Annotated in this window: 40 protein-coding genes and 1 tRNA gene; 40 read left to right on the forward strand and 1 reads right to left on the reverse strand. The window is 55.4% G+C overall.

Annotated features, from left to right (window positions below):
• Positions 1–31 precede the first annotated feature (31 nt).
• The 3 genes from BD01_RS10335 (at position 32) to BD01_RS10345 (ending at position 4,102) form a co-directional block, all read left to right on the forward strand.
• Positions 32–1,657: an ABC transporter permease gene (locus BD01_RS10335; protein ID WP_042692781.1), complete on the forward strand. Its 1,626-nt coding sequence runs from the start codon at positions 32–34 to the stop codon at positions 1,655–1,657.
• Positions 1,651–2,655 carry an ABC transporter ATP-binding protein gene (locus BD01_RS10340; protein WP_042692783.1) on the forward strand — a complete coding sequence of 335 codons (1,005 nt, stop codon included), beginning with the start codon at positions 1,651–1,653 and terminating at the stop codon, positions 2,653–2,655. Before BD01_RS10335 ends, BD01_RS10340 begins: the two co-directional genes overlap by 7 nt.
• Positions 2,656–2,728: 73 nt before the next feature.
• Positions 2,729–4,102 carry an NCS2 family permease gene (locus tag BD01_RS10345; RefSeq protein ID WP_042692786.1) on the forward strand — a complete coding sequence of 458 codons (1,374 nt, stop codon included), beginning with the start codon at positions 2,729–2,731 and terminating at the stop codon, positions 4,100–4,102.
• A 64-nt stretch (positions 4,103–4,166) separates the two neighbouring features.
• Here the strand turns inward: BD01_RS10345 and BD01_RS10350 are convergent, their stop codons facing one another.
• Entirely contained in the window at positions 4,167–4,589 is a 423-nt protein-coding gene (locus tag BD01_RS10350; RefSeq protein ID WP_042692788.1) for a metal-dependent transcriptional regulator, read from the reverse strand.
• A gap of 89 nt (positions 4,590–4,678) precedes the next feature.
• On the opposite strand from BD01_RS10350, the gene dph5 reads away from it, so the two are divergent.
• From dph5 to BD01_RS10535, 37 genes are all read left to right on the forward strand, one after another.
• The gene (gene dph5, locus BD01_RS10355) at positions 4,679–5,473 is read left to right on the forward strand and encodes a diphthine synthase (RefSeq protein WP_042692791.1); all 795 of its coding nucleotides are present in this window, start codon (positions 4,679–4,681) and stop codon (positions 5,471–5,473) included.
• 40 nt (positions 5,474–5,513) lie between these two features.
• Positions 5,514–5,591 (forward strand) — tRNA-Val (locus BD01_RS10360).
• A gap of 448 nt (positions 5,592–6,039) precedes the next feature.
• A complete protein-coding gene (locus tag BD01_RS10365; protein ID WP_042692794.1) occupies positions 6,040–6,807 on the forward strand; it encodes a putative RNA uridine N3 methyltransferase in 768 nt (255 codons plus the stop codon).
• Between the two features lies 1 nt (position 6,808).
• Positions 6,809–7,849 carry a 50S ribosomal protein L3 gene (locus tag BD01_RS10370; RefSeq protein ID WP_042692796.1) on the forward strand — a complete coding sequence of 347 codons (1,041 nt, stop codon included), beginning with the start codon at positions 6,809–6,811 and terminating at the stop codon, positions 7,847–7,849.
• 10 nt (positions 7,850–7,859) lie between these two features.
• Positions 7,860–8,627 carry a 50S ribosomal protein L4 gene (gene rpl4p / locus BD01_RS10375; protein WP_042692799.1) on the forward strand — a complete coding sequence of 256 codons (768 nt, stop codon included), beginning with the start codon at positions 7,860–7,862 and terminating at the stop codon, positions 8,625–8,627.
• Between the two features lie 6 nt (positions 8,628–8,633).
• Complete coding sequence (locus tag BD01_RS10380; protein WP_042692801.1) at positions 8,634–8,894, forward strand: 50S ribosomal protein L23; 261 nt, start codon at positions 8,634–8,636, stop codon at positions 8,892–8,894.
• 11 nt (positions 8,895–8,905) lie between these two features.
• Complete coding sequence (locus tag BD01_RS10385) at positions 8,906–9,625, forward strand: 50S ribosomal protein L2 (protein ID WP_042692804.1); 720 nt, start codon at positions 8,906–8,908, stop codon at positions 9,623–9,625.
• 2 nt (positions 9,626–9,627) lie between these two features.
• Positions 9,628–10,029, forward strand: a complete 402-nt coding sequence (locus tag BD01_RS10390; protein WP_042692807.1) for a 30S ribosomal protein S19 — start codon at positions 9,628–9,630, stop codon at positions 10,027–10,029.
• 10 nt (positions 10,030–10,039) lie between these two features.
• A complete protein-coding gene (gene rplV / locus BD01_RS10395) occupies positions 10,040–10,510 on the forward strand; it encodes a 50S ribosomal protein L22 (protein ID WP_042692810.1) in 471 nt (156 codons plus the stop codon).
• 5 nt (positions 10,511–10,515) lie between these two features.
• Positions 10,516–11,145, forward strand: coding sequence for a 30S ribosomal protein S3 (rpsC, locus tag BD01_RS10400; RefSeq protein WP_042692812.1), 630 nt, complete (start codon positions 10,516–10,518; stop codon positions 11,143–11,145).
• Entirely contained in the window at positions 11,132–11,332 is a 201-nt protein-coding gene (gene rpmC / locus BD01_RS10405) for a 50S ribosomal protein L29 (RefSeq protein ID WP_042692814.1), read from the forward strand. Before rpsC ends, rpmC begins: the two co-directional genes overlap by 14 nt.
• 36 nt (positions 11,333–11,368) lie before the next feature.
• Positions 11,369–11,635 carry a stress response translation initiation inhibitor YciH gene (yciH, locus tag BD01_RS10410; RefSeq protein WP_206205113.1) on the forward strand — a complete coding sequence of 89 codons (267 nt, stop codon included), beginning with the start codon at positions 11,369–11,371 and terminating at the stop codon, positions 11,633–11,635.
• On the forward strand, positions 11,521–11,898 hold the full coding sequence (locus tag BD01_RS10415) for a ribonuclease P protein component 1 (RefSeq protein ID WP_084606340.1): 378 nt from the start codon (positions 11,521–11,523) through the stop codon (positions 11,896–11,898). Before yciH ends, BD01_RS10415 begins: the two co-directional genes overlap by 115 nt.
• The gene (locus tag BD01_RS10420; protein ID WP_042692819.1) at positions 11,895–12,239 is read left to right on the forward strand and encodes a 30S ribosomal protein S17; all 345 of its coding nucleotides are present in this window, start codon (positions 11,895–11,897) and stop codon (positions 12,237–12,239) included. The genes BD01_RS10415 and BD01_RS10420 overlap by 4 nt, the downstream gene beginning before the upstream one ends.
• Before the next feature lie 4 nt (positions 12,240–12,243).
• Positions 12,244–12,669, forward strand: a complete 426-nt coding sequence (locus tag BD01_RS10425; RefSeq protein ID WP_042692821.1) for a 50S ribosomal protein L14 — start codon at positions 12,244–12,246, stop codon at positions 12,667–12,669.
• Positions 12,670–12,679: 10 nt separating this feature from the next.
• Positions 12,680–13,045 (forward strand): 50S ribosomal protein L24, encoded by a 366-nt coding sequence (gene rplX, locus BD01_RS10430; protein ID WP_042692823.1) that lies wholly within the window; start codon positions 12,680–12,682, stop codon positions 13,043–13,045.
• Positions 13,045–13,776 carry a 30S ribosomal protein S4e gene (locus BD01_RS10435; RefSeq protein ID WP_042692825.1) on the forward strand — a complete coding sequence of 244 codons (732 nt, stop codon included), beginning with the start codon at positions 13,045–13,047 and terminating at the stop codon, positions 13,774–13,776. The genes rplX and BD01_RS10435 overlap by 1 nt, the downstream gene beginning before the upstream one ends.
• An 11-nt stretch (positions 13,777–13,787) precedes the next feature.
• Positions 13,788–14,339 carry a 50S ribosomal protein L5 gene (locus BD01_RS10440; protein WP_042692828.1) on the forward strand — a complete coding sequence of 184 codons (552 nt, stop codon included), beginning with the start codon at positions 13,788–13,790 and terminating at the stop codon, positions 14,337–14,339.
• Between the two features lies 1 nt (position 14,340).
• Positions 14,341–14,511, forward strand: a complete 171-nt coding sequence (locus BD01_RS10445) for a 30S ribosomal protein S14 (protein ID WP_011250478.1) — start codon at positions 14,341–14,343, stop codon at positions 14,509–14,511.
• Between the two features lie 11 nt (positions 14,512–14,522).
• On the forward strand, positions 14,523–14,915 hold the full coding sequence (locus BD01_RS10450; protein ID WP_042692830.1) for a 30S ribosomal protein S8: 393 nt from the start codon (positions 14,523–14,525) through the stop codon (positions 14,913–14,915).
• A gap of 10 nt (positions 14,916–14,925) precedes the next feature.
• Positions 14,926–15,480, forward strand: coding sequence for a 50S ribosomal protein L6 (locus BD01_RS10455; protein WP_042692833.1), 555 nt, complete (start codon positions 14,926–14,928; stop codon positions 15,478–15,480).
• A 10-nt stretch (positions 15,481–15,490) separates the two neighbouring features.
• Positions 15,491–15,874, forward strand: coding sequence for a 50S ribosomal protein L32e (locus BD01_RS10460; protein WP_042692834.1), 384 nt, complete (start codon positions 15,491–15,493; stop codon positions 15,872–15,874).
• Positions 15,874–16,326 carry a 50S ribosomal protein L19e gene (locus BD01_RS10465; protein WP_206203809.1) on the forward strand — a complete coding sequence of 151 codons (453 nt, stop codon included), beginning with the start codon at positions 15,874–15,876 and terminating at the stop codon, positions 16,324–16,326. The genes BD01_RS10460 and BD01_RS10465 overlap by 1 nt, the downstream gene beginning before the upstream one ends.
• Before the next feature lie 10 nt (positions 16,327–16,336).
• Positions 16,337–16,942: a 50S ribosomal protein L18 gene (locus tag BD01_RS10470; protein ID WP_042692838.1), complete on the forward strand. Its 606-nt coding sequence runs from the start codon at positions 16,337–16,339 to the stop codon at positions 16,940–16,942.
• On the forward strand, positions 16,939–17,646 hold the full coding sequence (gene rpsE / locus BD01_RS10475) for a 30S ribosomal protein S5 (RefSeq protein ID WP_042692841.1): 708 nt from the start codon (positions 16,939–16,941) through the stop codon (positions 17,644–17,646). The genes BD01_RS10470 and rpsE overlap by 4 nt, the downstream gene beginning before the upstream one ends.
• Before the next feature lie 11 nt (positions 17,647–17,657).
• Positions 17,658–18,125 carry a 50S ribosomal protein L30 gene (locus BD01_RS10480; RefSeq protein WP_042692844.1) on the forward strand — a complete coding sequence of 156 codons (468 nt, stop codon included), beginning with the start codon at positions 17,658–17,660 and terminating at the stop codon, positions 18,123–18,125.
• Between the two features lie 11 nt (positions 18,126–18,136).
• Positions 18,137–18,583, forward strand: a complete 447-nt coding sequence (locus BD01_RS10485) for an uL15m family ribosomal protein (RefSeq protein ID WP_042692846.1) — start codon at positions 18,137–18,139, stop codon at positions 18,581–18,583.
• A gap of 29 nt (positions 18,584–18,612) precedes the next feature.
• Complete coding sequence (secY, locus tag BD01_RS10490) at positions 18,613–20,064, forward strand: preprotein translocase subunit SecY (protein ID WP_042692848.1); 1,452 nt, start codon at positions 18,613–18,615, stop codon at positions 20,062–20,064.
• 70 nt (positions 20,065–20,134) lie between these two features.
• Complete coding sequence (locus BD01_RS10495; protein WP_042692850.1) at positions 20,135–20,725, forward strand: adenylate kinase; 591 nt, start codon at positions 20,135–20,137, stop codon at positions 20,723–20,725.
• Positions 20,718–21,242, forward strand: coding sequence for an EMC3/TMCO1 family protein (locus BD01_RS10500; RefSeq protein ID WP_042692852.1), 525 nt, complete (start codon positions 20,718–20,720; stop codon positions 21,240–21,242). Before BD01_RS10495 ends, BD01_RS10500 begins: the two co-directional genes overlap by 8 nt.
• Positions 21,243–21,284: 42 nt before the next feature.
• Positions 21,285–21,554 (forward strand): 50S ribosomal protein L34e, encoded by a 270-nt coding sequence (locus BD01_RS10505; protein ID WP_042692855.1) that lies wholly within the window; start codon positions 21,285–21,287, stop codon positions 21,552–21,554.
• Positions 21,555–21,563: 9 nt separating this feature from the next.
• Entirely contained in the window at positions 21,564–22,157 is a 594-nt protein-coding gene (cmk, locus tag BD01_RS10510; protein ID WP_042692858.1) for a (d)CMP kinase, read from the forward strand.
• The gene (locus BD01_RS10515) at positions 22,158–22,409 is read left to right on the forward strand and encodes a 50S ribosomal protein L14e (RefSeq protein ID WP_042692860.1); all 252 of its coding nucleotides are present in this window, start codon (positions 22,158–22,160) and stop codon (positions 22,407–22,409) included. It abuts the gene before it with no gap.
• A 169-nt stretch (positions 22,410–22,578) separates the two neighbouring features.
• A complete protein-coding gene (locus tag BD01_RS10520) occupies positions 22,579–22,800 on the forward strand; it encodes a type II toxin-antitoxin system HicB family antitoxin (RefSeq protein WP_042692863.1) in 222 nt (73 codons plus the stop codon).
• Positions 22,772–23,011, forward strand: a complete 240-nt coding sequence (locus BD01_RS10525) for a type II toxin-antitoxin system HicA family toxin (protein ID WP_042692866.1) — start codon at positions 22,772–22,774, stop codon at positions 23,009–23,011. The genes BD01_RS10520 and BD01_RS10525 overlap by 29 nt, the downstream gene beginning before the upstream one ends.
• 9 nt (positions 23,012–23,020) lie before the next feature.
• Positions 23,021–24,025, forward strand: coding sequence for an RNA-guided pseudouridylation complex pseudouridine synthase subunit Cbf5 (locus tag BD01_RS10530; protein ID WP_042692869.1), 1,005 nt, complete (start codon positions 23,021–23,023; stop codon positions 24,023–24,025).
• Positions 24,026–24,588: 563 nt separating this feature from the next.
• Positions 24,589–25,566 (forward strand): hypothetical protein, encoded by a 978-nt coding sequence (locus BD01_RS10535; protein WP_042692872.1) that lies wholly within the window; start codon positions 24,589–24,591, stop codon positions 25,564–25,566.
• Positions 25,567–25,600: the final 34 nt, after the last annotated feature.

Genomic DNA, 25,600 nt, shown 5'->3' on the forward strand with positions numbered 1-25,600 from the left:
ACTTATAAACAGGCAAAACCGAGTTTTGGCCATGAGGTTCAAGGCCGGCTACGTTGTCCTTGTCATCCCGCTGGCGTTCCTGCTGGTCTTCTTCTACCTGCCTATGGTGGATATTCTAAGGCTGGGCCTCTGGGATAACGGCCCGACGCTGAAGTTCCTCTCGGCAGTCCTTGGCAACTCCTACCACCGGTGGGTTATACGCTTTACAATCGGCCAGGCGCTCGCCTCGACTGCTCTTACGCTCCTCATTGGCCTCCCCGGGGCGTACATATTCGCCAAGTACGACTTTCCGGGCAAGAGGGTAATCCGGGCCATCCTGACGGTTCCCTTCGTAATGCCCGGTATAATGGTTGCCCTCGGCTTCATCCTGCTCTTCGGAAAGGACGGTTTCATAGCCCACCTAATCGGACGCGACCCGGGGATAATCTATACATGGAAGGCCATACTCCTCGCCCACGCCTTTTACAACTTCCCGATAGTGGTTAGGATGGTCTCGTCGCTCTGGCAACGCGTTAATCCCCACTACGAGGAGATGGCCAAAACGCTCGGTGCGCGGGGCTTCAGGCTTTTCTGGAAGGTGACACTGCCCCTAATTTCGCCCGCAATCTTTGCCTCCGCAATGCTCACCTTCGTCTTCTGCTTTCTGAGCTTCTCAATCCCTCTAATCCTCGGTGGCTACCGCTACGTGACCATGGAGGTGGACATCTTCTCGACCGTCATGACCCTCCTTGACTTCCGGACCGGCTCCGCTCTGGCGGTGATTCAGATAACGCTGAGCGCCCTCTTCATGTACCTCTACCTCCGTTCCCTCGATGCCTACTCGAAAAGGGAGGAGCAGAGGGTTCTTCAAAGACCTCAGAAGCTTGGTCCGAGGGATTTCCTCAGCATCAAGGGGCTGGGCGTGGTCCTGTATTCGGTTCTCGTGTTCGTATTCATCGTCGCCCCCCTGCTGGCAATAGTTTACGACTCCCTTCTCTTCAACGGTCACCTAAGCCTTGAGAACTACCGCAGGGTCTTCTCGCCGGAGTACAACCCGATGTTCGGCGTCTCGACCCTCGGTGCGATAAAGAACTCCCTCCTCTTCGGCTTCACGACCGTTGTAATCTCGATTCTCGTCGCGCTCCCGCTCGCTTATCTCCTGAACCGCTGGGACTTCCGGGGAAAGCGCGTTCTCGACGTTCTCGTCATGCTACCCCTTGCGAGTTCCCCAGTAACGGTCGCGCTCGGCTACATAATGGTCTTCCAGTCAACACCCCTCTACTACACCTTCTGGATTGTGGCTATAGCCCACTCCATCATAGCCTACCCCTTCGTCTTCCGCTCCCTATCAACAGGACTTGCCAAGATAAAGCGGAACCTGCGCGAGGCCGCCTTGACGCTTGGGGCCAACGAGTGGAAGGCCTTCCTGAGGGTGGAACTGCCACTGGCCCTTGGAAGCCTCATCGTCGGGGCAATCTTCGCCTTCGCGATGAGCATAGCCGAGCTGGGAGCGACCTACATGCTCGCCCCGCCGGAGTACACCACGATGAGCCTCGCCGTTTACAAGTTCCTTGGCGCGAGGCACTTCGGGAGCGCTTCCGCACTCTCGGTCATCCTGATGGTGGTGTCGGCAATAGGATTCCTAATAATAGAAAAGGTCGGTGAGGAGGTATGGTGAGCGTTGAGCTCAGGAACGTAAGCAAGCGCTGGGACGGCTTTGAGCTTCGCGTTGACCTCTCGGTGAAGGATGGCGAGTTCCTGACGTTGCTCGGCCCGAGTGGCTGTGGGAAAACGACGACGCTGAGGATTATAGCGGGCCTTGAAAAGCCAGACTCGGGGAGGGTTCTCTTTGACGGTACCGACGTTACAGACCTTGAGCCCAACGAGAGGAACATCGGCATAGTCTTTCAGGACTACGCACTCTTTCCCCACATGACGGTCTTCAAGAACATCGCCTTTGGACTGGAGATGAGGAAGCTCCCGAGGGGAGAGATAGAGAGAAGAGTTAAGTGGGCACTCGAGCTCGTTGGCCTCTCCGGCCTCGAAAACCGCTATCCTGAGCAGTTGAGTGGAGGACAGCAACAGCGCGTTGCCCTCGCGAGAGCTCTTGTTATTGAGCCGGAAGTTCTGCTCCTGGACGAGCCCCTCAGCAACCTCGACGCGAAGATAAGGGAGCGCCTCCGCTCCGAGATAAGGCGGATTCAGCGCGAGCTCGGGATAACGACGGTCTACGTCACCCACGACCAGGAGGAAGCGATGGCGGTTAGCGATAGGATAGCGGTTATGAACGTCGGAAGAATCGAACAGATTGGGGAGCCACTTGAGCTCTACTACAAACCCAGGACGGAGTTCGTGGCGCGCTTCCTCGGAACGAGCAACATCCTTGAGCTCGAAGCTGAGAACGGCGTGGCGAGGCTTGGAAACCTTGAGTTCTCGGTTGGTGTTGATGGGAAAGTTAAGGTGTTCTTCAGGCCTGAAAGTGTGTTGATAACGGAGGGTGAAGATGCCACTGTTACAGGTTACGAGCTTCTTCCGGGGAGGATGAGGCTTTACCTTGACGTTGAGGGCCATACCATCATAGCGGAGCGCCCACTGCCGGATTTGCCCTTTGAGCCAAACCGCGTTCCTCCACGAGTGGGCATATTAGTAAGGTCTTTCTCCCTCCTCAGTTTATAACAGGTTTATGTCAAAAAAAGTTTTATAAATCCGTTTTATCGCCGTTTCTATGTCAACCAATGGAGGGACGCTTATGGAGTGGTTTGAGCGGTACTTTGAGTTTGACAAGTATGGAACCAATATGAAGACCGAAGTCCTCGCTGGAATAACGACGTTCCTCACGATGGCGTACATTCTCTTTGTCAACCCGCAGATACTCAGCGCGGCGATGGGAAAGGAGGCATTTGACTCGCTCGTTGCCGTTACTGCCCTTTCAGCGGGTTTCACAACGATTCTCATGGGCATCTACGCCAAGAAGCCATTCGCCCTCGCGCCGGGAATGGGTCTTAACGCCTACTTTGCCTACACGGTAGCCCCCAAATACGGCTGGAAGGTCGCCCTCGCAGCGGTCTTCGTTGAGGGTCTAATCTTCATCGCGCTCACCCTTACCAAGGTCAGGAGCGCGGTAATCCACGCCATCCCAAGGAGCCAGAAGTACGCCATCGGTGCTGGAATTGGTCTGTTCCTGACGCTCATTGGCCTGAACGACGTTGGCCTGCTCTCCGCACAGGTTGAGGGTGCCAAGGACGCCGTTATTCCCCTCGGAAAGACCGTTCTCCTGAGCGGAACCCTCAAATTCACAGGGTTGAATACGGATGTTCTGTTATCAAAACAGATACTGCTCTTCGTTTTTGGAGTCCTCCTCACTGGAATCCTCATCGCGAGGCGCGTGAAGGGGGCCCTTCTCATCTCGATACTCACCACAAGTGTCCTCGGTTGGATTACCGGCGCCGCTCCCTGGCCTGAGAAGCTGTTCTCTACACCAACGATAAGCTACACCTTTATGCAGATGGACCTTCACGGCCTCCTCAGCGCTGGTGCCCTTGGGGTTGTCTTCGCTTTCTTCATGGTTGACTTCTTCGACACCCTTGGAACCGTCACCGGTTTGAGCGCCAAGGCCGGCTTCCTGACTAGGGATGGAAGGGTTCCCGATGCCGAGAAGGTTCTCCTCACGGACGCGATAGGAACGACCTTAGGTGCCGTCCTCGGAACGTCAACGGTCACCACTTACATTGAGAGCGCCGCGGGAATCGAGGAGGGCGGAAGGACGGGAATGACTGCCCTCGTTACTGGATTCCTCTTCCTCGCAATCGGTCTTTTCATCGCTCCCCTCGCCGGTGCGATACCGGCCTTTGCAACCGCCCCAGCGCTCGTCATAGTCGGCTACTACATGCTCAGCGCCCTCAAGGAGGTTGACTTCAGCGACCACACCGAGGCCCTTCCGGCTTTCCTAGTGCTCATCACGATACCCTACACCTACTCCATAGCCGACGGAATCGGTGCTGGCTTCATAAGCTACACCGTCCTCAAGGTCTTCAGCGGCCGCTGGAAGGAAGTCCACCCGCTCATGTACGCCCTTGCGGCCGTCTTCGCGGTTTACTTCGCCTACCTTGGCGGTCTCTTCTGACTTCTTTCCTTTATCCTGCAGAACGAAACGAGGAACAGGAAGACGGAATCAGAAAGAACCTTATTCACTCCTCCAGTTTCTCCTTCAAGAACTGCTTGAGAACGTAGGGGCACTGCTCCTGGATGAACTTAGCAAACTCCTTCATCCTCTTGACGGTTACCTCGCTGACGTAGTGCTCGAACTGGCAGGCGTCGTGCTCCGCTATCTCCGGTGGGATGCCGAGTATGTCAACGAAGAACTTTGTCAGGAAGACGTGCTTCGAGTAAGTCTCTTCGGCTATCTTCCTTCCCGCGTCGGTTAGGAGAATCCTGTCGTACTTCTCGTACTCGACGAGACCCTTCTCGGCGAGCTTTTTGAGGGCATCAACGACGCTTGGGGGCTTGACGTTCATTATCTTGGCTATGTCCTTAACCCTGATTACACCCTTGTTCTTATGGAGAATGTACATAGCCTCCAGGTACTCCTCCTCCCTCTTGCTGACCTGCACGGCCCTCACCGGGTTAGGTTCGCCAAAAACCTTTAAGTAGTTTTCCCAAAACTTAAAAGTTTTAGGGAAATCCAGTATCGGTGGTGAGAATGGCGCTCTACTTCATAGGCCTCGGACTCTACGATGAGAAGGACATAACGCTCAAGGGTCTCGAAACGGCCAGGAAGTGCGAGAAGGTCTTCGCGGAGTTCTACACATCGCTCCTCGCGGGAACGACGATAGACAAAGTGGAAGAGCTCATAGGTAAGCCAATAGTCAGGCTGAGCAGGGAGGACGTTGAGCTCAACTTCGAGAAAATCGTCCTCCCGGAGGCAAAGGAGAAGGACGTCGCGTTTCTTACCGCCGGAGACCCGATGGTGGCGACGACGCACTCCGACCTGAGAATCCGGGCGAAGAAGGCCGGCGTTGAGAGCTACGTGATTCACGCCCCGAGCATCTACTCCGCGGTGGCCGTAACCGGACTCCAGATTTACAAGTTCGGGAAGAGCGCCACAGTTGCCTATCCTGAGAAGAACTGGTTCCCGACGAGCCACTACGACGTAATCAGGGAAAACCGGGAGCGCGGTCTGCACACGCTCCTCTTCCTCGACATAAAGGCCGAGCAGAACCGCTACATGACAGCGAACGAGGCGATGGAGATACTCTTACAGGTAGAGGAGATGAAGGGGGAAGGCGTTTTCACGCCCGAAACCCTCGTCGTGGTTCTGGCAAGGGCCGGTTCGCTGAATCCGACGATAAGGGCAGGCTACGTCAAGGACATGATTAACGAGGACTTTGGAAGGCAACCCCACGTTCTTATAGTTCCGGGAAGGCTCCACATCGTCGAGGCGGAGTACTTGGTCGAGTTCGCGGGTGCACCTGAGGAAATTTTGAAGGAAGTTTAGCGAAAGCTTTATATTTTTGCCCGCTCTCCATACTCCGGGCGGGCCCGTGGTCTAGTCTGGTTATGACGCCGCCCTCACGAGGCGGAGGTCCGGGGTTCGAAGCCCCGCGGGCCCACCAGTTACAAACTTCGCCTGCGCGAAGTTTGACCAAGGTTCGTGATTCCTCCTGAAAATGCTGTGTATTGATGTGGATTTCTTTTTGAGTTGCTCTTTTGGAGAGGTGAATTTCTCTGAAAGGCCCTTCTGATACGAGGTTCACGTCTTTAGCGCTCCAAAGGAGCGCGGTTTAAGTAGAACCCGTGTGAAAGAGGGTGTATTTTTAAAAAAATTCAACCTTTAAGGGCCAGTTTAGAGTTTAAAATCCCTTGATGAGGAGGCCTTAAAAAGGAATCACAAGCTTTTGGTGAAGCTTTTTCCAAAAGCTTCCTTCGCAAGCAAGGGCTGATTGCAAAAAAATTACACACATCCAACCACGAAAAAGGGTTGCAGGGTTCGAAAGTCTTTTAAATAGTCTCCATAAGCTCCCTTCAGCGCGTTGGGGTTAGGGAGGACAGTGGGGGCGAAATATGGCCTGGCACGTCTTCATTCCTGATTCCCTCCTTGAGGAAACCGACGATCCAAAAATCCGGACGTACAAGGTTGGGCAGGTTGCGAGGGCCTGCGCAATCTTCGGCGTCGAGCACATCTGGATTTACAGGGCAGGCGGAAGGGACGGGAAGTTCATAAAAACGGTCCTTGAGTACATGGAAACACCGCAGTACCTCAGAAAGAGGCTGTTTCCCCTGATGCCCGAGCTCAAGTACGTGGGCGTCGTCCCCCCGCTCAGGACACCGCATCACAAGCTCAAGGGAAAACCAAAGGTCGGAGAAATCCGCGAGGGCTATGCCTTCCGGAAGGGAAGGAGAATCTACGCGGACATCGGGCTCGACGAGCTGGCGCTCGTTGAGGGGAGCGTCGAAGGCAGGGCAACGTTTAGAATCGTGTCAACGAGGCCCCTCAAGGTCGTCCCGGCGAAGCCGGTTGAATACTGGGGGTACAAAGTTCACCTGAGCGGGAAGCCCCTGGCGAAAACACTTAAAAAGGCTCACCTGGATTTGGCAATCGCGACCTCGAGGAAGGGTCGCGACGTGAGAAAGGTCAACCTTCCCCCGCTCGAAGGGGAGGTTGGTATCGCCTTTGGCTCGCCGAGGAAGGGCGTCATGGAGCTCCTCGGCGGAGAGTACGAGTTCGATTTCGTGCTCAACACGATTCCGAATCAGAAAACTAAAACCGTCCGCACCGAGGAGGCGCTCCTCGCCACGCTGGCGATATTCAATCTCATGAGGAGGGATTGAGATGGGAAAGGTTCACAGACCAAGGAGAGGTTCACTCGCCTTCAGCCCAAGGAAAAGGGCTAGGAGTGTAGTCCCGAGAATCAAGAAGTGGCCAAAGGACAGTGAGGTCAGGATGCTGGGCTTTGCTGGCTACAAGGCCGGAATGACCCACATCCTCATGATAGACGACAGCCCCGGGCTCACCAAGGGCAAGGAGATATTCGTGCCCGTGACCATAGTTGAGGTTCCGCCTCTCTTCGTCTACGGAATCAGGGCCTACAAGCAGGGCTACCTTGGCCTTGAGACCGCCACCGAAGTTTGGTTCCACGAGCTCAACGACAACGTCAAGAGGCGCATAAAGACCCTGCCGAAGAACTACGACGAGGAGGCCTTCAAGGCCAAGCTCGGTCAGCTTGAGGACCTCGTCAACGACGGCGAGATTGTCGACGTCAGGCTTCTCGTCCACACCCAGCCCTGGCTCATCAAGCTCAAGAAGAAGCCGGAGGTTATGGAGTACGCCATCGGTGGCGACGACGTCAAGGCCAAGTTCGACTACGCCAAGGAGAAGATAGGCAAGGAGCTCCGCGCCAGTGAGGTTCTCCACGAGGGAGAGCTTCTCGACGTCATAGCGGTCACCAAGGGTAAGGGAACCCAGGGCCCGGTCAAGCGCTGGGGAATCAAGGTCCAGTTCCACAAGGCCCAGAGGGCTGGAAAGGGCAGGCACGTTGGAAACCTCGGTCCATGGCACCCGGCTCGCGTCATGTGGACCGTCCCGCAGGCCGGTCAGATGGGCTTCCACCACAGGACAGAGTTCAACAAGAGGCTCATCGCCATAGGCGAGAACGGAAAGCTCGTGCTCGACGGCAACGAGATTGAGATAACCCCGAAGGGTGGCTTCCCGCACTACGGAATCGTCAGGAGCGACTTCCTCATGATTGAGGGTAGCGTTCCGGGTTCGTTCAAGAGGATAATCAGGGTTAGGCCCGCTATAAGGCCGCCCAAGAAGAAGCCGCCCGTTGAGAGGCCCCAGATAACCTACGTCAGTAGGGAGTCCAAGCAGTGAGGTGAGATAAATGAAGGTTAAGGTCTTCAACCTCGAAGGCGAGCCCGTTGAGGAGATAGAGCTCCCCAAGGTGTTCAGCACTCCCTTCAGGCCCGACCTCATCAGGAGAGCTGTCATCGCTTCCTGGACCCACAGGATACAGCCCCAGGGAAGGGACCCGCTCGCTGGAAAGAGAAGGGTCACCGAGAACATCGGTAAGGGCCACGGTATGGCGAGGGTCGAGAGGATAAAGACCCCGCCGAGGTTCGCAGCTTTCGTCCCCTTCGCTCGCGGTGGAAGGAGAACCCACCCGCCGAAGGTCGAGAAGATAATCTGGGAGGATATCAACAAGAAGGAGCGCAGGCTTGCCATAATGAGCGCCATCGCTGCCACCGCCAGCCCTGACCTCGTGAAGGCGAGGGGACACGTCACCGACAACGTTCCGGCCTTCCCGCTCGTCGTCGTTGACGACCTTGAGAAGGTCTTCAAGACCGCCCAGACCAGGGAGATATTCAAGAAGCTCGGCGTCTGGGACGATATCGAGAGGGCCAAGAGGAACACCAAGATAAGGGCCGGTAAGGGTAAGATGCGCGGAAGGCGCTACAAGAAGGCCAAGGGCCCGCTCATCGTCGTGGCTAAGAACGAGGGAATCGTCCAGGGAGCGAGGAACCACCCGGGCGTTGACGTCGTTACCGTTGACAACCTCGGCGTTGAGCTTCTCGCGCCCGGAACTCACCCTGGAAGGCTTACCATCTGGACTAAGGGCGCTATAGAGAGGCTTAGGGAAATCTACGGGTGATGAGAGATGGACCCCTATAAGGTTATCATAAGGCCGCTCGTTACCGAAAAGGCCGTTTCGCTCATAGAGAGGGAGAACAAGCTCACCTTCATAGTGGACAGAAGAGCTACCAAGGCCGACATCAAGAGGGCCGTGGAAGAGATGTTCAACGTCAAGGTCGAGAAGGTCAACACCCTCATCACCATGAGGGGCGAGAAGAAGGCCTACGTCAAGCTCAAGCCCGAATACGACGCGAGTGAGATTGCCGCAAGGTTGGGATTGTTCTGAGGTGATGTGAGATGGGAAAGAGTCTCATACAGCAGAGGAGGGGTAAGGGAACCACAACCTTCCGCGCTCCTTCCCACAGGTACAGGGGCGCCGTTAAGTACGTTCCTCTCAACGTCGTGAAGGAGAAGACCCTCAGGGGAGTCGTTGAGGAAATCCTCCACGACCCCGGAAGGACTGCTCCCGTCGCTCGCGTTAAGTTCGAGGACGGAACCAAGAAGCTCATCCTCGCCCCCGAAGGCGTTCTCGTCGGCCAGGAGGTCTACATCGGACCCGAGGCTCCGATAGCGATAGGCAACACCCTCCCGCTCGCCAAGATACCGGAGGGAACCTACGTTTACAACATCGAGGGCGTTCCGGGCGACGGCGGAAAGTACGTCAGGGCTGGAGGAACCTACGCCCTCGTCGTCAGCAGGGAGAAGGACAAGGTCATCGTTCAGCTTCCGAGCGGTGAGCTCAAGCAGTTCAAGCCCGAGTGCAGGGCCACTATCGGTGTCGTTGCCGGCGGTGGAAGGCTTGAGAAGCCAATAGTCAAGGCTGGTAAGGCCTACTACATCGCCAAGGCCAGGAACAGGTTCTGGCCCAAGCCGAGGGGTGTCAAGATGAACGCCGTCAACCACCCGCACGGTGGTAAGGAGCACCACATCGGTAGGCCCTCGACCGTTTCGAGGCGCGCTCCGCCCGGAAGGAAGGTCGGTCACATAGCCGCGAGAAGAACCGGTAGGAGGAAGTGAAGATGGCGAGAAAGAAGGAGTTTAGGTATAGGGGTTACACGCTCGACGAACTGCTCAACATGTCCCTTGAGGAGTTCGCCAAGCTCCTCCCGGCCAGGCAGAGGAGGAGCCTCAAGAGGGGCCTCTCCCCGGAGCAGAAGAAGCTCCTCAGGAAGATTAGGCTTGCCAAGAAGGGCAAGTACAACAAGCCCATAAGGACCCACAGCAGGGACATGATAGTCCTCCCCGAGATGGTCGGCATTACGATTCACGTCTACAACGGCAAGGAGTTTGTCCCGATTGAGATAAAGGAGGAGATGATAGGCCACTACCTCGGTGAGTTCGCCCTCACGAGGAAGATAGTCCAGCACGGCTCACCGGGTGTCGGAGCTACCAGGTCCTCGATGTTCGTGGCAATCAAGTGAGGTGGTTTAGATGAGCAGGGGCAGGTTTTCCTACTCATTCCAAAATTTTGACCCTGAAAGAATGGCTCGCGCGAGCGGAAGGGACCTCAGGATTTCACCCAAGCACAGCGTCGAGCTCCTCAGGGAGATAAGGGGCATGATGCTCAACGACGCCCTCAAGTACCTCGACGACGTCATAAACCTCAGAAGGCCCGTTCCGATGAAGCGCCACAACGACAGCCAGGGCCACAAGCCTGGTAAGGGCTTCGGTCCCGGTCGCTATCCGGTCAAGGTCGCCAAGGCCGTCAAGAAGATACTCCTCAACGCCAAGAACAACGCCGAGCAGAAGGGCCTCGACGTCGACAGGCTCAAGATAATCCACGCGGCCGCTCACAGGGGGCCCGTCCTCAGGGGTTACATCCCGAGGGCCTTTGGAAGGGCCACCCCCTTCAACGAGCAGACCACGCACATAGAGATAGTCGTCGAGGAGATTAGGAGGTGAGACCTTTGGCCATCGAGAGGTACTTCATCAAGGAAGGCGTTAAGGAGATGCTCATCGACGAATACCTTGAGAAGGAGCTTCGCAGGGCGGGTTACGGTGGAATAGACATCAAGAAGACTCCCCTTGGAACCAAGGTTATAATCTTTGCAGCGAGCCCCGGTTACGTCATCGGAAGGGGTGGAAGGAGGATAAGGGAGCTCACCAGAATCCTTGAGAGGCAGTTCGGCCTCGAGAACCCGCAGATTGAGGTCGAGGAAATCAAGAACCCCTACCTCAACGCCAAGGTTCAGGCCGTAAGGCTCGCCCAGGCCCTTGAGAGGGGAATCCACTTCAGGAGGGCCGCTTACTCAGCAATCAGGGCCATCATGAGGAACGGTGCTCGCGGTGTTGAGATTAGGCTCAGCGGAAAGCTCACCGGTGAGAGGGCTAAAAGCGTCAGGTTCTACCAGGGCTACCTCGCCAAGGTTGGCAACCCGGCCGAGACCCTCGTCAGCAAGGGCTACGCTCAGGCACTCCTCAAGCTCGGTGTTATCGGCGTTAAGGTTGCCATCATGCCGCCCGACGCGAGGCTTCCGGATGAGATTGAGGTCAAAGACATAGTCGAGGAAGAGGTGAGCGGCAATGAAGCCCAGTGAGATTAGGGAGATGAGCATCGAGGAGATTGAGCAGAAGATAAGGGAGCTCAGGCTTGAGCTTGCCAAGGAGCGTGGCGTGCTCACCATGGGGGCTTCCCTCGAGAACCCCATGGTCATCCGCAACCTCAGGCGCGACATCGCGCGCCTGCTTACCATAAAGAAGGAGAAGCTTAGGGAGAAAAGGTGAGGTTAGGTGCCGAGGATTGTGAACCCTCTGGATGAGATGCTCTTTAAGGAGGTCCTGAAGGAGCAGCAGAGGATTAGGGTCTACATCGAGAGGGCCCGCTACGGAAAGCTTAAGACCATAATCGAGGGCATAGACGAGAAGGAGTTCGACCTCGAAGACATAGCAAAGAAGCTGAAGGCGAAGCTGGCATGTGGCGGAACCGTAAAGAAGGGAAGGATAGAGCTCCAGGGCGACCACAGGGACCGTATCAAGAAGCTGCTCGCAGACCTTGGATTTTCCGAGGAGCTCATAGAGGTCGAGTGACGCGGAAAAACATAGTCTGGCACGAGCTCATAGGCCTCAAAGCAAAGATTATAAGGGCATCTCATCCAGAGCTGGTCGGCATCGAGGGCTACGTCCTTGACGAGACGAGGAACACCCTCACCATAGGTGGGGAGAGGGTTTGGGTCGTTCCAAAGGACGTGGTCGAGATTGAGTTCGACCTCGGCGATGAGAAAATCCGAATCAACGGTCGTGATTTGATTGGAAGGCCCGAGATGAGACTCAAGAAGAGGTGGCGGAAATGAGAGAGATTGGATTGAGGGTTCAGCCTCCCGCTGAGGTGTGTAACGACCCCAAGTGCCCCTGGCACGGGAACCTCAAGATACACGGGAGATACGTTGAGGGTATAGTCGTCAGCGACAAGGGTAAGAAGACCGTCGTCGTCGAGAGGCAGTACTACCACTACCTCAAGAAATACGAGCGTTACGAGCTCAGGAGGAGCAAGGTTCACGCCCACAACCCCGAGTGCATCAACGCAAGGGTTGGAGACAAAGTCCTTATAGCCGAGACCAGGCCGATAAGCAAGACCAAGAGCTGGGTCGTCGTGGCCGTCCTTGAGAGGGCCGAGAGGAAGGAGGAGGTGTGAGGCAATGGCCAAGAAGGGTGCCGGTGCGACCAGGGGTATAAGCCCCGTCAGGCCAACTCGCGCTCTTCCGATTGGGGCCTACCTCAAGGTCGCCGACAACAGCGGTGCCAAGGTCATTCAGATAATCGGCGTCGTCGGCTACAAGGGAACCAGGAGGAGGCTCGCTTCAGCTGGCGTCGGCGACATGGTCGTTGCCACCGTCAAGAAGGGAAGGCCCGACATGAGGCACCAGGTCGTCAGGGCCGTCGTTGTCAGGCAGAGGAAAGAGTACAGGCGCCTTGACGGCATGCGCGTCAAGTTCGAGGACAACGCCGCTGCCATAGTCACTCCCGAAGGCGTTCCGAGGGGAACCGAAATCAGAGGTGCCATAGCCAGGGAGGCCGCCGAGAGGTGGGTCAGGCTCGGTAGCATAGCGAGCATAGTGCTGTGAGGTGAGAGTTATGAAGCTTGATATGAAGCAGCCGAGAAAGCAGAGGAAGTTCCTCTACAACGCTCCCCTTCACCTCAGGGGTAAGATAATGAGCGCGACCCTGAGCAAGGAGCTGAGGGAGAAGTACGGCATCAGGAACCTCCCGATTAGGGTTGGCGACAAGGTCAAGGTCATGCGCGGGGACTTCAAGGGCAAGGAAGGAAAGGTCGTTGAGGTCGACCTCAAGAGGTACAGGATTCACGTTGAGGGAGTCACCCAGAAGAGAACCGACGGAACCGAGGTTTACTACCCGCTCCACCCGTCGAACGTTATGATTGTCGAGCTCAACCTCGACGATGAGAGGAGAGAGAAGATAATTAAGAGGAGGGCTGAGTGATGGCGAGAAAGGGTCCGAAGAGGCACCTTAAGAGGCTTGCCGCTCCAACCGCTTGGTACATCCACAGGAAGGCCTACAAGTGGGCCGTTCGCCCGAGCCCGGGTCCGCACAGCATGAAGACTTCCATACCGCTCCTTTACATAGTCAGGGACTACCTTGGCTACGCGAGAACCGCGAGAGAGGCTAGGAAGATACTCAACGAGGGCAAGATACTCGTTGACGGCAGGGTTAGGAAGGACTACAAGTTCCCGGTTGGAATCATGGACGTCGTCTCGATTCCGGAAACTGGCGAGCACTACAGGGTCCTGCCCAACAGGATTGGCAAGCTCATCCTCCACCCGATAAGCGAGGAAGAGGCCAAGCTCAAGCCCTTCAGGATTGACAACAAGAGGATGGTCAAGGGCGCGAAGGTTCAGCTCAACCTCCACGACGGAAGCAACCACCTCGTCAGCCTCGCTGAGAAGGACGCCTACAAGACCTCCTACACCGTCATCATGAAGGTTCCGGAGAGGCAGATAGTCAAGATACTGCCCTTCGAGGTCGGTGCCTACGTCTTCGTTACCCAGGGTAAGAACGTCGCGAGGAAGGGTAAGATAGTCGAGGTCAGGCACTTCCCGATGGGCTGGCCCGACGTCGTCACCATCGAGGACGAGAACGGCGAGCTCTTCGACACCCTGAAGGAGTACGCCTTCGTCGTTGGTAAGGACAAGCCGGAGATTTCCCTTCCGTGAGGTGAGAGACGATGCAGATTAACAGGGAGGCTATCCTTGCAGACTGGGAAGCTCACCCGATGAGGAAGCCGAGGATTGCGAAGCTCACCATAAACATCGGTGTTGGCGAGAGCGGTGAGAGGCTTACCAAGGCCGAGAAGATGCTTGAGCAGCTCGTCGGCCAGAAGCCGATAAGGAGGCGCGCGAAGCAGACCAACAAGGACTTCGGAATAAGGCGCGGTGAGCCGATAGCGGTTAAGGTCACCCTCCGTGGAAAGAAGGCCTACGAGATGCTTGACAGGCTCCTTGAGGCCGTTGACAGGAAGCTCAGCGTCGGCAACTTCGACGAGCACGGGAACTTCTGCTTTGGAATCCAGGAGCACATCAACATACCGGGCGTCGAGTACGACCCCGAGATAGGTATCTTCGGTATGGACGTCTGCGTCACCCTTGAGAGGCCCGGCTTTAGGGTCGCCAAGAGGAAGAGGCAGAGGAGGAAGATACCGACCAGGCACAAGCTGACGAAGGAAGAGGGTATAGTCTTCGCTATTGAGGAGTTCAAGGTCAACGTGGAGGGATTGTGAGATGGCGAAGGCTGATTACAACAAGAGGAAGCCGAGGAAGTTTGGTAAGGGAGCGAGAAGGTGCATGCGTTGCGGCCAGTACGGCCCGATAATCAGGATACACGGCCTTATGCTCTGCAGGCACTGCTTCCGCGAGGTCGCTCCAAAACTCGGCTTCAAGAAGTATGAGTGAGGTGAGAAGCGATGACTCTGCTTGACCCGCTTGCGAACGCTCTCTCCCACATGACCAACAGCGAGAGGGTTGGAAAGAAGGAGGTCTACATAAAGCCCGCCTCGAAGCTCATCGGTGAGGTTCTCAGGGTTATGCAGGAGAACGGCTACATCGGCGAGTTCGAGTTCATAGACGATGGAAGGGCAGGCATCTACCGCGTTCAGCTCATCGGCAAGATAAACAAGGCAGGAGCGATTAAGCCGAGGTTCCCGGTCAAGGCCAGGGACTACGAGTACTGGGAGAAGAGGTTCCTTCCGGCCTTCGAGTTCGGAATCCTCATAGTGTCCACCTCCCAGGGCGTTATGACCCACAAGGAGGCCCGTGAGAAGGGCATCGGCGGAAGGCTGATAGCCTACGTCTACTGAGGTGAGAGCGATGCCGATAGACGCGTGGGTAAGGGAAGAGGTTGAGATTCCAGAGGGAGTCGAGGTCACCGTTGAGAACAACGTCGTCAAGGTCAAGGGTCCCAAGGGCGAGCTCCAGAGGGAGCTCAAGTACCCGGGCGTTAAGATATTCACCGAGGACGGAAAGGTCGTCATATACAAGGAGTTCCCGAGGAAGAAGGACATCGCCATCGCGAGGACGTTCAAGGCCCACATAGCCAACATGATTAAGGGCGTCACCGAGGGCTTCACCTACAAGCTCAAGGTCGTTTACAGCCACTTCCCGGTCACCGTCAAGGTTCAGGGCGACGAGGTCGTCATCGAGAACTTCCTCGGTGAGAAGGCTCCGAGGAGGGCCAAAATCCTCCCGGGCGTTACGGTAAAGGTTCGCGGTCAGGAGATACTCGTCGAGGGCATAGACAAGGAAGCCGTTGGCCAGACCGCGGCCAACATCGAGCAGGCCACGAGGATAACGAAGTGGGACAGGCGTGTCTTCCAGGATGGTATTTACATAGTTGAGAAGGCTGGCAAGCCGATAAAGTTCTGAGGTGTGAGAAATGGACGAGAAGGCGAGACTCCTTAGGGTGAGGGCCAGGCTCAAGAGGAAGAAGCCCAAGTTCCTCCGTCAGGAGTGGTGGAGGTATCCCAAGTTCAAGAACGACCCCAAGTGGCGCAGGCCCAAGGGAATCGACAGCAAGATGAGGCTCAAGAAGAAGGGCAAGCCCCGCTCACCTAGCATAGGCTGGAGCTCACCGAAGGCCGTTCGCGGGCTTCACCCGAGCGGTTACGAGGAGGTCCTTGTTCACAACGTCAAGGAGCTCGAGGCAATAGACCCGACCAGGCAGGCGGCGAGGATAGCTGGAACCGTCGGCGCGAGGAAGAGAGAACTGATAATCGCGAGGGCCAAGGAGCTCGGAATTAAGGTCCTCAACGCGAGGTGATGCTCATGCTTAAGATGCAGAGAAGGATTGCCGCTGACATTTTGAAGTGCGGTGAGAACAGGGTTTGGATTGACCCCGAGAGGATTGACGACGTTGCCGCGGCAATAACGAGGGAGGACATAAAGAGGCTCATCCACGACGGCGTCATCAAGAAGAAGCCCATCAAGGGCCAGAGCAGGGCCAGGGCAAGGGCCTTCCACGAGGCGAGGAAGAAGGGACGCCACAGGGGCCCCGGAAGCAGGAAGGGCAAGAAGACCGCCAGGATGGGCAAGAAGGAGCGCTGGATGATGACCATAAGGGCCCTCAGGAAAGAACTCAGGAAGCTCAAGGCTGAGGGCAAGATTGACGCCCACACCTACAGAAGGCTCTACATCAGGGCCAAGGGTGGCCAGTTCAAGAACAAGAGGCAGCTCTACCTGTTCATGCAGGAGCACGGCATCTTGAAGGAGTGAGGTGAGATAAATGGCGAGAGGACCAAGGTATAGGGTTCCCTTCAGGAGGAGGAGAGAGGGTAAGACCAACTACCACAAGAGGCTCAAGCTCCTCAAGAGCAAGAAGCCGAGGCTCGTCGTGAGGAAGAGCCTCAACCACCACATAGCGCAGATTATAGTCTACGACCCGAAGGGCGACAGGACTATAGTTTCCGCCCACACCAGGGAGCTCATAAGGGACTTCGGCTGGAAGGGCCACACCGGGAACACCCCGAGCGCGTACCTCCTCGGACTGCTCATCGGTTACAAGGCGAAGCAGGCCGGCGTTGAGGAGGCCATACTCGACATAGGCCTTCACCCGCCGACCAGGGGAAGCTCAATATTCGCCGTCCTCAAGGGAGCCGTTGATGCAGGCTTAAACGTCCCGCACAGCGAGGAGATATTCCCTGAGGACTACAGGATTAGGGGCGAGCACGTTGCAAACTACGCCAAGGCCCTCAAGGAGGAGGACGAGGCTGCCTATAGGAGGCAGTTTGGTGGCTACCTCGTCAAGGGCCTTGAGCCCGAGAAGCTCCCCGAGCACTTTGAAGAGGTTAAGGCCAAGATAATCGAGAAGTTTGAGGGGGCGAGAGAATGAGCGACCCGAGAGAGATTGCCCAGAGGGTTCTTGAGGAGTGGGAGCCGAAGACCAAGCTCGGCAGGCTCGTCAAGGAGGGTCAGATAACTGACATTCACGAGATATTCAGGAAGGGCTACCAGATAAAGGAGCCCGAGATAGTTGACGTTCTCCTTCCCGAAGTCAACCTGAGGGAGAACCAGGAAGTGCTTGACATAGCTCTCACCGTCAGAATGACCGACAGCGGTAGGAGGATTCGCTTCAGGGTTCTCGCAGCTGTTGGCAACAGGGACGGCTACGTCGGCCTCGGAATTGGCCACGGAAGGGAAGTCGGCATAGCCATCAGGAAGGCCATAAGCTACGCCAAGATGAACATCATCGAAATCAAGCGCGGTTGCGGTTCATGGGAGTGCAGGTGCAGGAGGCCTCACTCAATCCCGTTCGCCGTCGAGGGCAAGGAGGGTAGCGTCCGCGTCAAGCTCATGCCCGGACCGCGTGGTCTCGGACTCGTCATAGGTGACGTTGGCAAGAAGATACTCACCCTTGCCGGTGTCCAGGACGTCTGGTCCCAGACCCTCGGTGAGACGAGAACCACCGTCAACTTCGCCAAGGCAGTTTTCAACGCCCTCTACAACACCAACCGCGTCGCCATACAGCCCGGTATGGAGGAGAAGTACGGTATCGTCGTTGGCAGGGCGATGCCCCAGAGCTTCACCCTTGAGTGAGGTGAGAGAAGATGGCAAAGCTTGCACTCATAAGGCTTAGGAGCGGGATTAGGGCGAGGGGCGAGGTTAGAGACACCCTCGCCATGCTTCGCCTTCACAGGATTAACCACCTCGTCATAGTCGACGACACCCCGAGCTACCGCGGAATGATACAGAAGGTCAAGGACTACATCACCTGGGGCGAGATAGACAAAGAGACCCTCGTCAAGCTCCTCAGGAAGAGGGGCAGGCTCGTTGGCAACAAGCCGATTACCGATGAGTACGTCCAGGAGAAGCTCGGAATGAGCATCGAGGAGTTCGCCGAGAAGGTCATTAACGGCGAGATGAAGCTCAGGGACCTGCCGAACATCAAGCCCGTCTTCAGGCTCCACCCGCCGAGGGGAGGACTGAAGGGAAGCAAGAAGCGCTCCTTCAAGGAGGGCGGTGCCCTCGGCTACAGGGGCGAGAAGATTAACGAGCTCATAGAGAGAATGCTCTGAGGTGGCGAGAGATGATTAGGAGGAGGAAGAAGGTTAGAAAGCTTCGCGGAAGTCACACTCACGGATGGGGGTGCAAGAAGAAGCACCGCGGCGGCGGAAGCAAGGGTGGCCGCGGTATGGCCGGTACCGGTAAGAGGAAGGACCAGAAGTTCACCTGGACCATCAAGTACGCCCCCGACCACCTCGGCAAGCGCGGCTTCCACAGGCCCAAGGCCGTCCAGTACATCCCCAAGGTCATCAACCTGAGCGACATCGACGAGAACTTCGAGCTCTTCAAGGACATGGGCGTCATCTACGAGGAGGAAGGAAAGCTCGTCTTCGACGCCACCCAGCTCGGCGTTGACAAGGTTCTCGGTACAGGAAAGCTCACCCGCGCCATCGTCGTCAAGGCCTACTACGTTACCCCCAAGGCCGAGGAGAAGATTAAGGCCGCTGGTGGCGAGGTCATCCTCGCCTGATTTCTTTCAACTTTTGGCGGGTGTCGGCTATGGGAAAGGTAAGGGACATTGTATACGCCATAGAGCGCTACTTCCCCGAGGTTGAGAGGCCGAAGAGGCACGTTCCCCTCAAGGAGAAGTTCATGTGGACTGGAATAGTTCTGTTGCTCTACTTCATACTCGCTGAAATCCCCCTGTATGGAATCCCACCCAAGGTTCAGGATTACTTTGCAACGCTCCGTTTCGTGCTCGCCGGTAAGAGCGGTTCGCTTTTAACGCTGGGTATCGGTCCCATCGTTACCGCGAGTATAATCATGCAGCTTCTCGTTGGTTCCGAGATAGTTAAGCTCGACCTCTCAAATCCCGAGGATAGGAGGTTCTATCAGGCCGCTCAGAAGCTGTTTTCGGTATTCATGAGCTTCTTCGAGGCGGCCATCTACGTCTTCGCCGGAGCGTTTGGTAAGGTCAGCACCGGAATAGGGGCCTTCCAGACCGTTACGAGCCCTGATGGATTCGTTTACATAGGTCTTGGCCTCGCAATCCTGATAATCCTCCAGCTTGGATTTGCGTCCACGATGCTTATACTACTCGATGAACTCGTCAGCAAGTGGGGAATAGGCAGTGGTATCAGTCTCTTCATTGCCGCTGGAGTTTCACAGACGGTCATTTACAAAGCCCTCGCCCCGATACCAAGCAAGGAGTACATTGACCCCCTGACCGGAGAGCCTGCCATAGTCGGTGCCATCCCCGCCTTCATCCAGCACCTAATTCATGGCGACATAACGGGGGCTATCTACCGTGGTGGAACCCTGCCGGATATGGTTAAACTCCTTGGAACAATAGCGGTGTTCCTAATCGTCGTATATCTCGAGAGCATGCGCGTTGAGATTCCGCTCAGCTACGGCCGCGTGACCGTTCGCGGAAGGTACCCGATAAGGTTCATGTACGTCAGCAACATTCCGATAATCCTCACCATGGCCCTCTACGCCAACATCCAGCTCTGGGCCAGGCTTCTCAACAACTACGGCATAACCTGGCTCGGAACCTTTGGGGAGAACGGCTACCCAGTGAGCGGCTTCGTCACGTACCTCTATCCCCCAAGGGACATCTTCCACGTCATTAACGACCCCGTCAGGGCGCTGGTCTACGCCATAATGACGATATTCTGGTCGCTGATATTCGGTTTCCTCTGGGTTGAGCTGACAGGACTTGACGCGAGGAGCATAGCAAGACAGCTTCAGCAGGCGGGACTCCAGATTCCAGGATTCAGGCGCGACCCGAGAATCCTTGAGAGGGTCCTCCAGCGCTACATACCCTACGTTACCTTCTGGGGCTCCTTCACGCTGGCGCTGGTGGCAGTGCTCGCGGACTTCTTCGGCGCGCTGGGTACTGGAACTGGAATACTGCTGACGGTCGGCATCCTCTACAGGTTCTACGAAGAGATTGCCAGAGAGCAGGCAACGGAGATGTTCCCGGCCCTCAGAAGATTCTTCGCCAAGTGACCCTTTCCTTTTTGCAAAACCTTTTAAGGCCGTTTTTCCTTACCCAACCAGAACCCCCTGGGTGAGAGCTATGCCGTTTGTGGTCATGATTACAGGTATTCCAGGAGTTGGCAAGAGCACTATTACGAGACTTGCCCTTAAGAGAACCCGGGCTAAGTTCAGGCTCGTCAACTTCGGTGACTTAATGTTCGAGGAAGCCGTTAAGGCGGGTCTGGTTAAACACAGGGATGAGATGAGGAAGCTCGACCCGAAGACGCAGAGGGAGCTCCAGCTTAAAGCCGCCCAGAAGATAGTCGAGATAGCCCGGGAGGAGCCGGTATTGCTCGACACCCACGCGACCATTAGAACTCCGGTTGGCTACCTACTCGGCTTTCCCAGGGAGGTTATTGAGGTCATAAACCCCAACTTCATAGTGATAATCGAGGCGACGCCGAGCGAGATACTCGGAAGGCGCCTCCGCGACCTCAAGAGGGACAGGGACGTTGAGACCGAGGAGCAGATTGAGAGGCACCAGGACCTCAACAGGGCAGCTGCGATAAGCTACGCCATGCACTCAAACGCCCTCATAAAGATAATCGAGAACCACGAGGATAAGGGTCTCGAAGAGGCAGTTAACGAACTCGTTCAAGTGCTGGACTTGGCGGTGAGTGAGTATGATTGAGGGAATCTACCAGTTTCTTGACGATGTTTTCGGGCCGTTCATGATGAACTACCATCCCCTTTGGGTCATAACACTAATGGGCTTTATAATCGGTGGGTTCTACACGTTGCTCTATTACTTCTTCACGGACATTGAGAAGCAGAAGAAGCTCCAGAAGCTCGCCAAAGAAGTTCAGAAGGAAATGAGGGAAGCCCAGAAGAGCGGCGACGAGAAGAAGCTCAGAAAGGCTCAGCAGAAGCAGTTGGAGCTCATGAAAATGCAGAGCGAGCTCATGAAGCAGCAGATGGTTCCGATGTTCCTCACGATGCCAATATTCTGGATATTCTTCAGCTGGCTCAGAAGATGGTACACAGAGGTCGCGATAGCCAAGGCCCCGTTCAACTTCTTCCTCTTTGACTGGTTCCACAGTATGTATCACTCTGCCCTGTCCGGAAGTGAACTCGGCTACTTCGGCTGGTACATCCTTTCGAGCTACGTCATTGGTATGGTGCTCAGAAAGCTCCTTGACATGGGATAAATTTAAAAACGCTCCGCTGAAAGGGGTTGCGAGGTGAGAGTAATGAAGCCGATGTACCGCTCAAGGTCATGGAGGAGGAAGTACGTTAGGACTCCCGGAGGAAGGACCGTAATCCACTTTGAGAGGAGGAAGCCCAAGGTCGCCCACTGCGCCATGTGCGGAAGGCCCCTCAACGGCGTTCCGCGCGGAAGGCCGAGCGAGCTCAGGAAGCTCCCGAAGACCGCGAAGAGGCCCGAGAGGCCCTACCCGAACCTCTGCCCGAGCTGTATGAGGAAGGTTATGAAGGCCCAGGTTAGGGCCTCCCTCAGCTGAGGTGCGCCTATGCCGAAGGGCTGCCTCGTCATAACCGTCAGTGGCCTGGCCGGTTCCGGAACCACCACCCTCTGCCGGAACCTTGCCAAGCATTATGGCTTCAAGCACGTTTACGCCGGATTGATATTCCGGCAGATGGCTAAGGAAAGGGGAATGACTCTTGAGGAGTTTCAGAAGTACGTCGAACTCCACCCAGAGATAGACAGGGAAGTTGACCGGAGGCAGGTCGAGGCAGCCAAGGAATGTAATGTCGTCATTGAGGGCAGGCTTGCCGGATGGATGGTCAAGAACGCGGACCTTAAGATATGGCTCGACGCTCCAATAATGGAGCGGGCCAAGAGGGTTGCAAGAAGGGAAGGCGTCTCCGTCGAGGAGGCCTTCGTTCAGATTGCCGAGAGGGAGAAGGGGAACAGGAAAAGGTATTTAAACCTCTACGGTATCGACATCGAGGACAAATCAATTTACGATTTAATCATAAACACTGCCAAATGGGGTCCCGATGGGGTCTTCGCGATTGTGAAGGCCGCCATCGACCACCTTTACCCCGACGGCGACGCGGGGTCGGGTGAAAACCCGGAAAACAAAAAGAAGGAGGTGGGATGAATGCCAGCTATTGAGGTCGGAAGGATTGCCGTCGTTATTGCCGGAAGGAGGGCCGGACAGAAGGTCGTCGTTGCCGACATAATCGACAAGAACTTCGTCCTCGTCACCGGTGCTGGCCTCAACAAGGTCAAGCGCAGGAGGATGAACGTCAAGCACCTCGAGCCCCTTCCGGAGAAGGTCAACATCGAGCGCGGTGCCTCCGACGAGGAGATAAAGAAGGCCCTCGAAGAGGCCGGCATAAGCCTTGAGTGAGGGCTTTCCCTCACTCTTCTTCCAATAAGTTTCTTAACGCTTCTCGGTCCCTGATAGTTTCGCCATTCTGTGGGCAAATACCTTCCAAACTGGCCGGTTTTCACGTACCGCTTCAGGTATTAGGTGAGTTTATTAAGTCTGGCCTCAAACTCTATGGGGGGTGAGTGAGGTGCAACTCCATGCCGTCATCTGGGAGGAAGAGGGCATTTACGTCATTCGGGAGGTCTTTACAGGTGTTACGACTCAGGGGGAGACAATAGAGGAGGCAATTGAGAACCTCAAAGAGGCCGTTGAGCTGTACCTTGAGGAGTTTCCGGAGCTGAGGAATGAACTGAAGAGGGTAAAGTTCGTGGGCGATTTCCATGTCGAAGTTGCCAAGGCTCTCGGGTGAAGAAGTCGTTAAAGTGCTCACCAAAAAGTTCGGCTTCAAGGTGTCCCGCCAGAGGGGTAGCCACGTTGTCCTCGTTAAATACGTTGACGGCAGGAAAATAGGAACTGTGGTCCCGCTTCACAAAGAGTTAAAAGCTGGTACGTTGATGGGAGTCCTGAGACTTGCTCAAATAAGCAAGGAGGACTTTATCAAAGCGTTGGAAGACCCATAGGTGATGCTCATGGCGAGGGACGAAGTGAGGAGAATCCTTCCAGCGGATATAAAGCGAGAGGTACTGATTAAGGACGAGAAGGCCGAGACGAACCCGAAGTGGGGCTTTCCGCCCGAGAAGAGGCCGATGGAGATGCACATGCAGTTCGGCATAATCAACCTCGACAAGCCGCCGGGGCCGACGAGCCACGAAGTTGTCGCGTGGATTAAGAAGCTCTTCAACCTGAGCAAGGCAGGTCACGGCGGAACCCTCGACCCCAAGGTCAGCGGCGTTTTGCCGGTTGCCCTTGAGAGGGCCACGAGGGTCGTTCAGGCGCTCCTCCCTGCCGGTAAGGAGTACGTAGCTTTGATGCACCTTCACGGTGACGTTCCTGAGGACAGAATCCTCGCAGTTATGAAGGAGTTCCAGGGCGAGATAATCCAGAGGCCGCCGCTGAGGAGTGCCGTAAAGAGGCGCCTGAGGACGAGGAAGGTCTACTACATCGATGTGCTCGAGATAGACGGCAGGGACGTGCTCTTCCGCGTTGGCGTCGAGGCGGGAACGTACATACGTTCGCTGATTCACCACATGGGCCTGGCCTTGGGTGTTGGAGCGCACATGGCAGAGTTGCGCCGTACCAGAAGCGGTCCCTTCAAGGAGGACGAGACGCTGGTAACGCTTCACGACTTGGTGGACTACTACCACTTCTGGAAGGAGGACGGCATTGAGGAGTACTTCAGGAAGGCGATACAGCCGATGGAAAAGGCCGTTGAGCATCTGCCCAAGGTGTGGATAAGGGACTCTGCCGTTTCTGCCGTAACGCACGGCGCGGACCTGGCCGTTCCGGGAATAGTCAAGCTCCACAAGGGCATAAAGAAGGGCGACCTCGTTGCGATAATGACCCTCAAGGATGAGCTGGTGGCACTTGGAAAGGCCACGATGACGAGCGGTGAGATGCTCCAGAGGAGCAAGGGTATAGCGGTTGACGTTGACAAGGTCTTCATGCCTAGGGACTGGTATCCGAAGCTGTGGTAGAAACTTCGCCTGCGCGAAGTTTCATCAAGGTTGGTAGCTCCCTTCTAAAGTTCATTTTTTAAGGATTTTCTCAATTAACATGGCTCTTTTTGGATGGGATTATATTGAATGCCTTTTAGTGTGGGTTTAAATTTAAATTGACGCCCTTCGGGCGTCGGGAAGAGAGTAAACCCTTTTTGAGAGGAACAATTTGGATTCTTCCCCTTTGAGCATTATGCAATTTTGTGAACAAAATCCCTGGAATGGGTTTTTGGTAGTGAGCTACTAACTTTTGGTGAAGCTTTTTCCAAAAGCTTCCTGTACTCTCAAACCCCCGGAGTGGGGCTTCGCCCCACAACCCCGTTTTCTTCCAAACCTCCGGGGGGCTAACGCCCCCACACCCCCAAACTTTGCTTTGCAAAGTTTCATCAAAGTTGGTAGCTCCCTTCTAAAGGGCTAAGTTTCGAATTATTTTTCTCCTCAATGGGTCAATTTTGAAGGCGAGAAGATTGATTCCTTGACTGTGCTGGCCCTCCTGAACTTTTATTAAACGTTTTAGCGTATCGTAGCAAGGTGGCATGTATATGGGCTGGAATGACCCTCGTCTCCTCCTAAACTTTCTTCTTGGGACGGTTTTTCTGGCAGTCATGTTTCACTACTTCCTTTCGCTTCCATGGGAAGAAAGCTTCTTGTTTGGGGTCGTCTTGGCGCTTCTCTATACTCTGGCCCATGTTCTTCGGAAGGAACCGGATAAATGGAGAAAGTCTGGGCTCTTAAAATCCAAGGGCTTAAGGTATCTCGTCTTTTTCCTGGGCTCGTTTGGGTTCAGTGTGCTCTTATTCGGGCTTATGTATCTGGTCTTTGCAAAACCGGGAACTTCGTTCGTTTCCCTCGTCAAGGTGCTCGGAGCTCTCTTTGCAGTAGGCTCCTCCATGATGTTCCTAGCCTCGGTGTTTTATAGCAAGAATAAGACGCCTGAGAAAATCACTTACTCCTGGCAGAACTTTTTGAGTGAGCTTTCGGCGTCAATTCCCCTATTCATGATTTCATACTTCTCCGGTGTTAGCTTGGAAAAGAGTGTTTCAATGGCTCTTTATGTTTTTGTTGCGGCCGGCTGGTACTACTCCATGATGGCGCACAAATATGTGATATCTGACAGGGTACTCAAAATCCGGGCCGTTGTGAATTTTGTTGCCATTACTTCGGGGCTGTACCTATTTGTAATTGATAACGTAATCATCAGCGGGCTGGCGGGGATAGTTTTCGCGGTTGTCTCTGAAAAAGACTACAAGATAACACGGAAACTCATTGAGGTGGGACTGCTGGAGATAAAACACGCCGAAATTGGGGCTGGACGCTTGTTTTATGCCGTCTTTTATGGACTTGGGATGGTGGTTGCTTTGATGATAATAACGGGGAACTACAGTGCCTCGTTTATCCGGGAATCTTTGCTGACTATGTTTGGGCTCCTGTACATCTTTACAACGATGTTTTTGCCCTTCGGGACGCTAATCGGTTGGTTAAGGTTGAAAGCTCATGGTGTGGGAATCGATGAGCAATAGCGCTGGAGAAACTACCCGCCGGGGCATGAGTCCG

The organism is Thermococcus nautili (genome assembly GCF_000585495.1).
In the GTDB taxonomy this organism is placed as follows: domain Archaea; phylum Methanobacteriota_B; class Thermococci; order Thermococcales; family Thermococcaceae; genus Thermococcus; species Thermococcus nautili.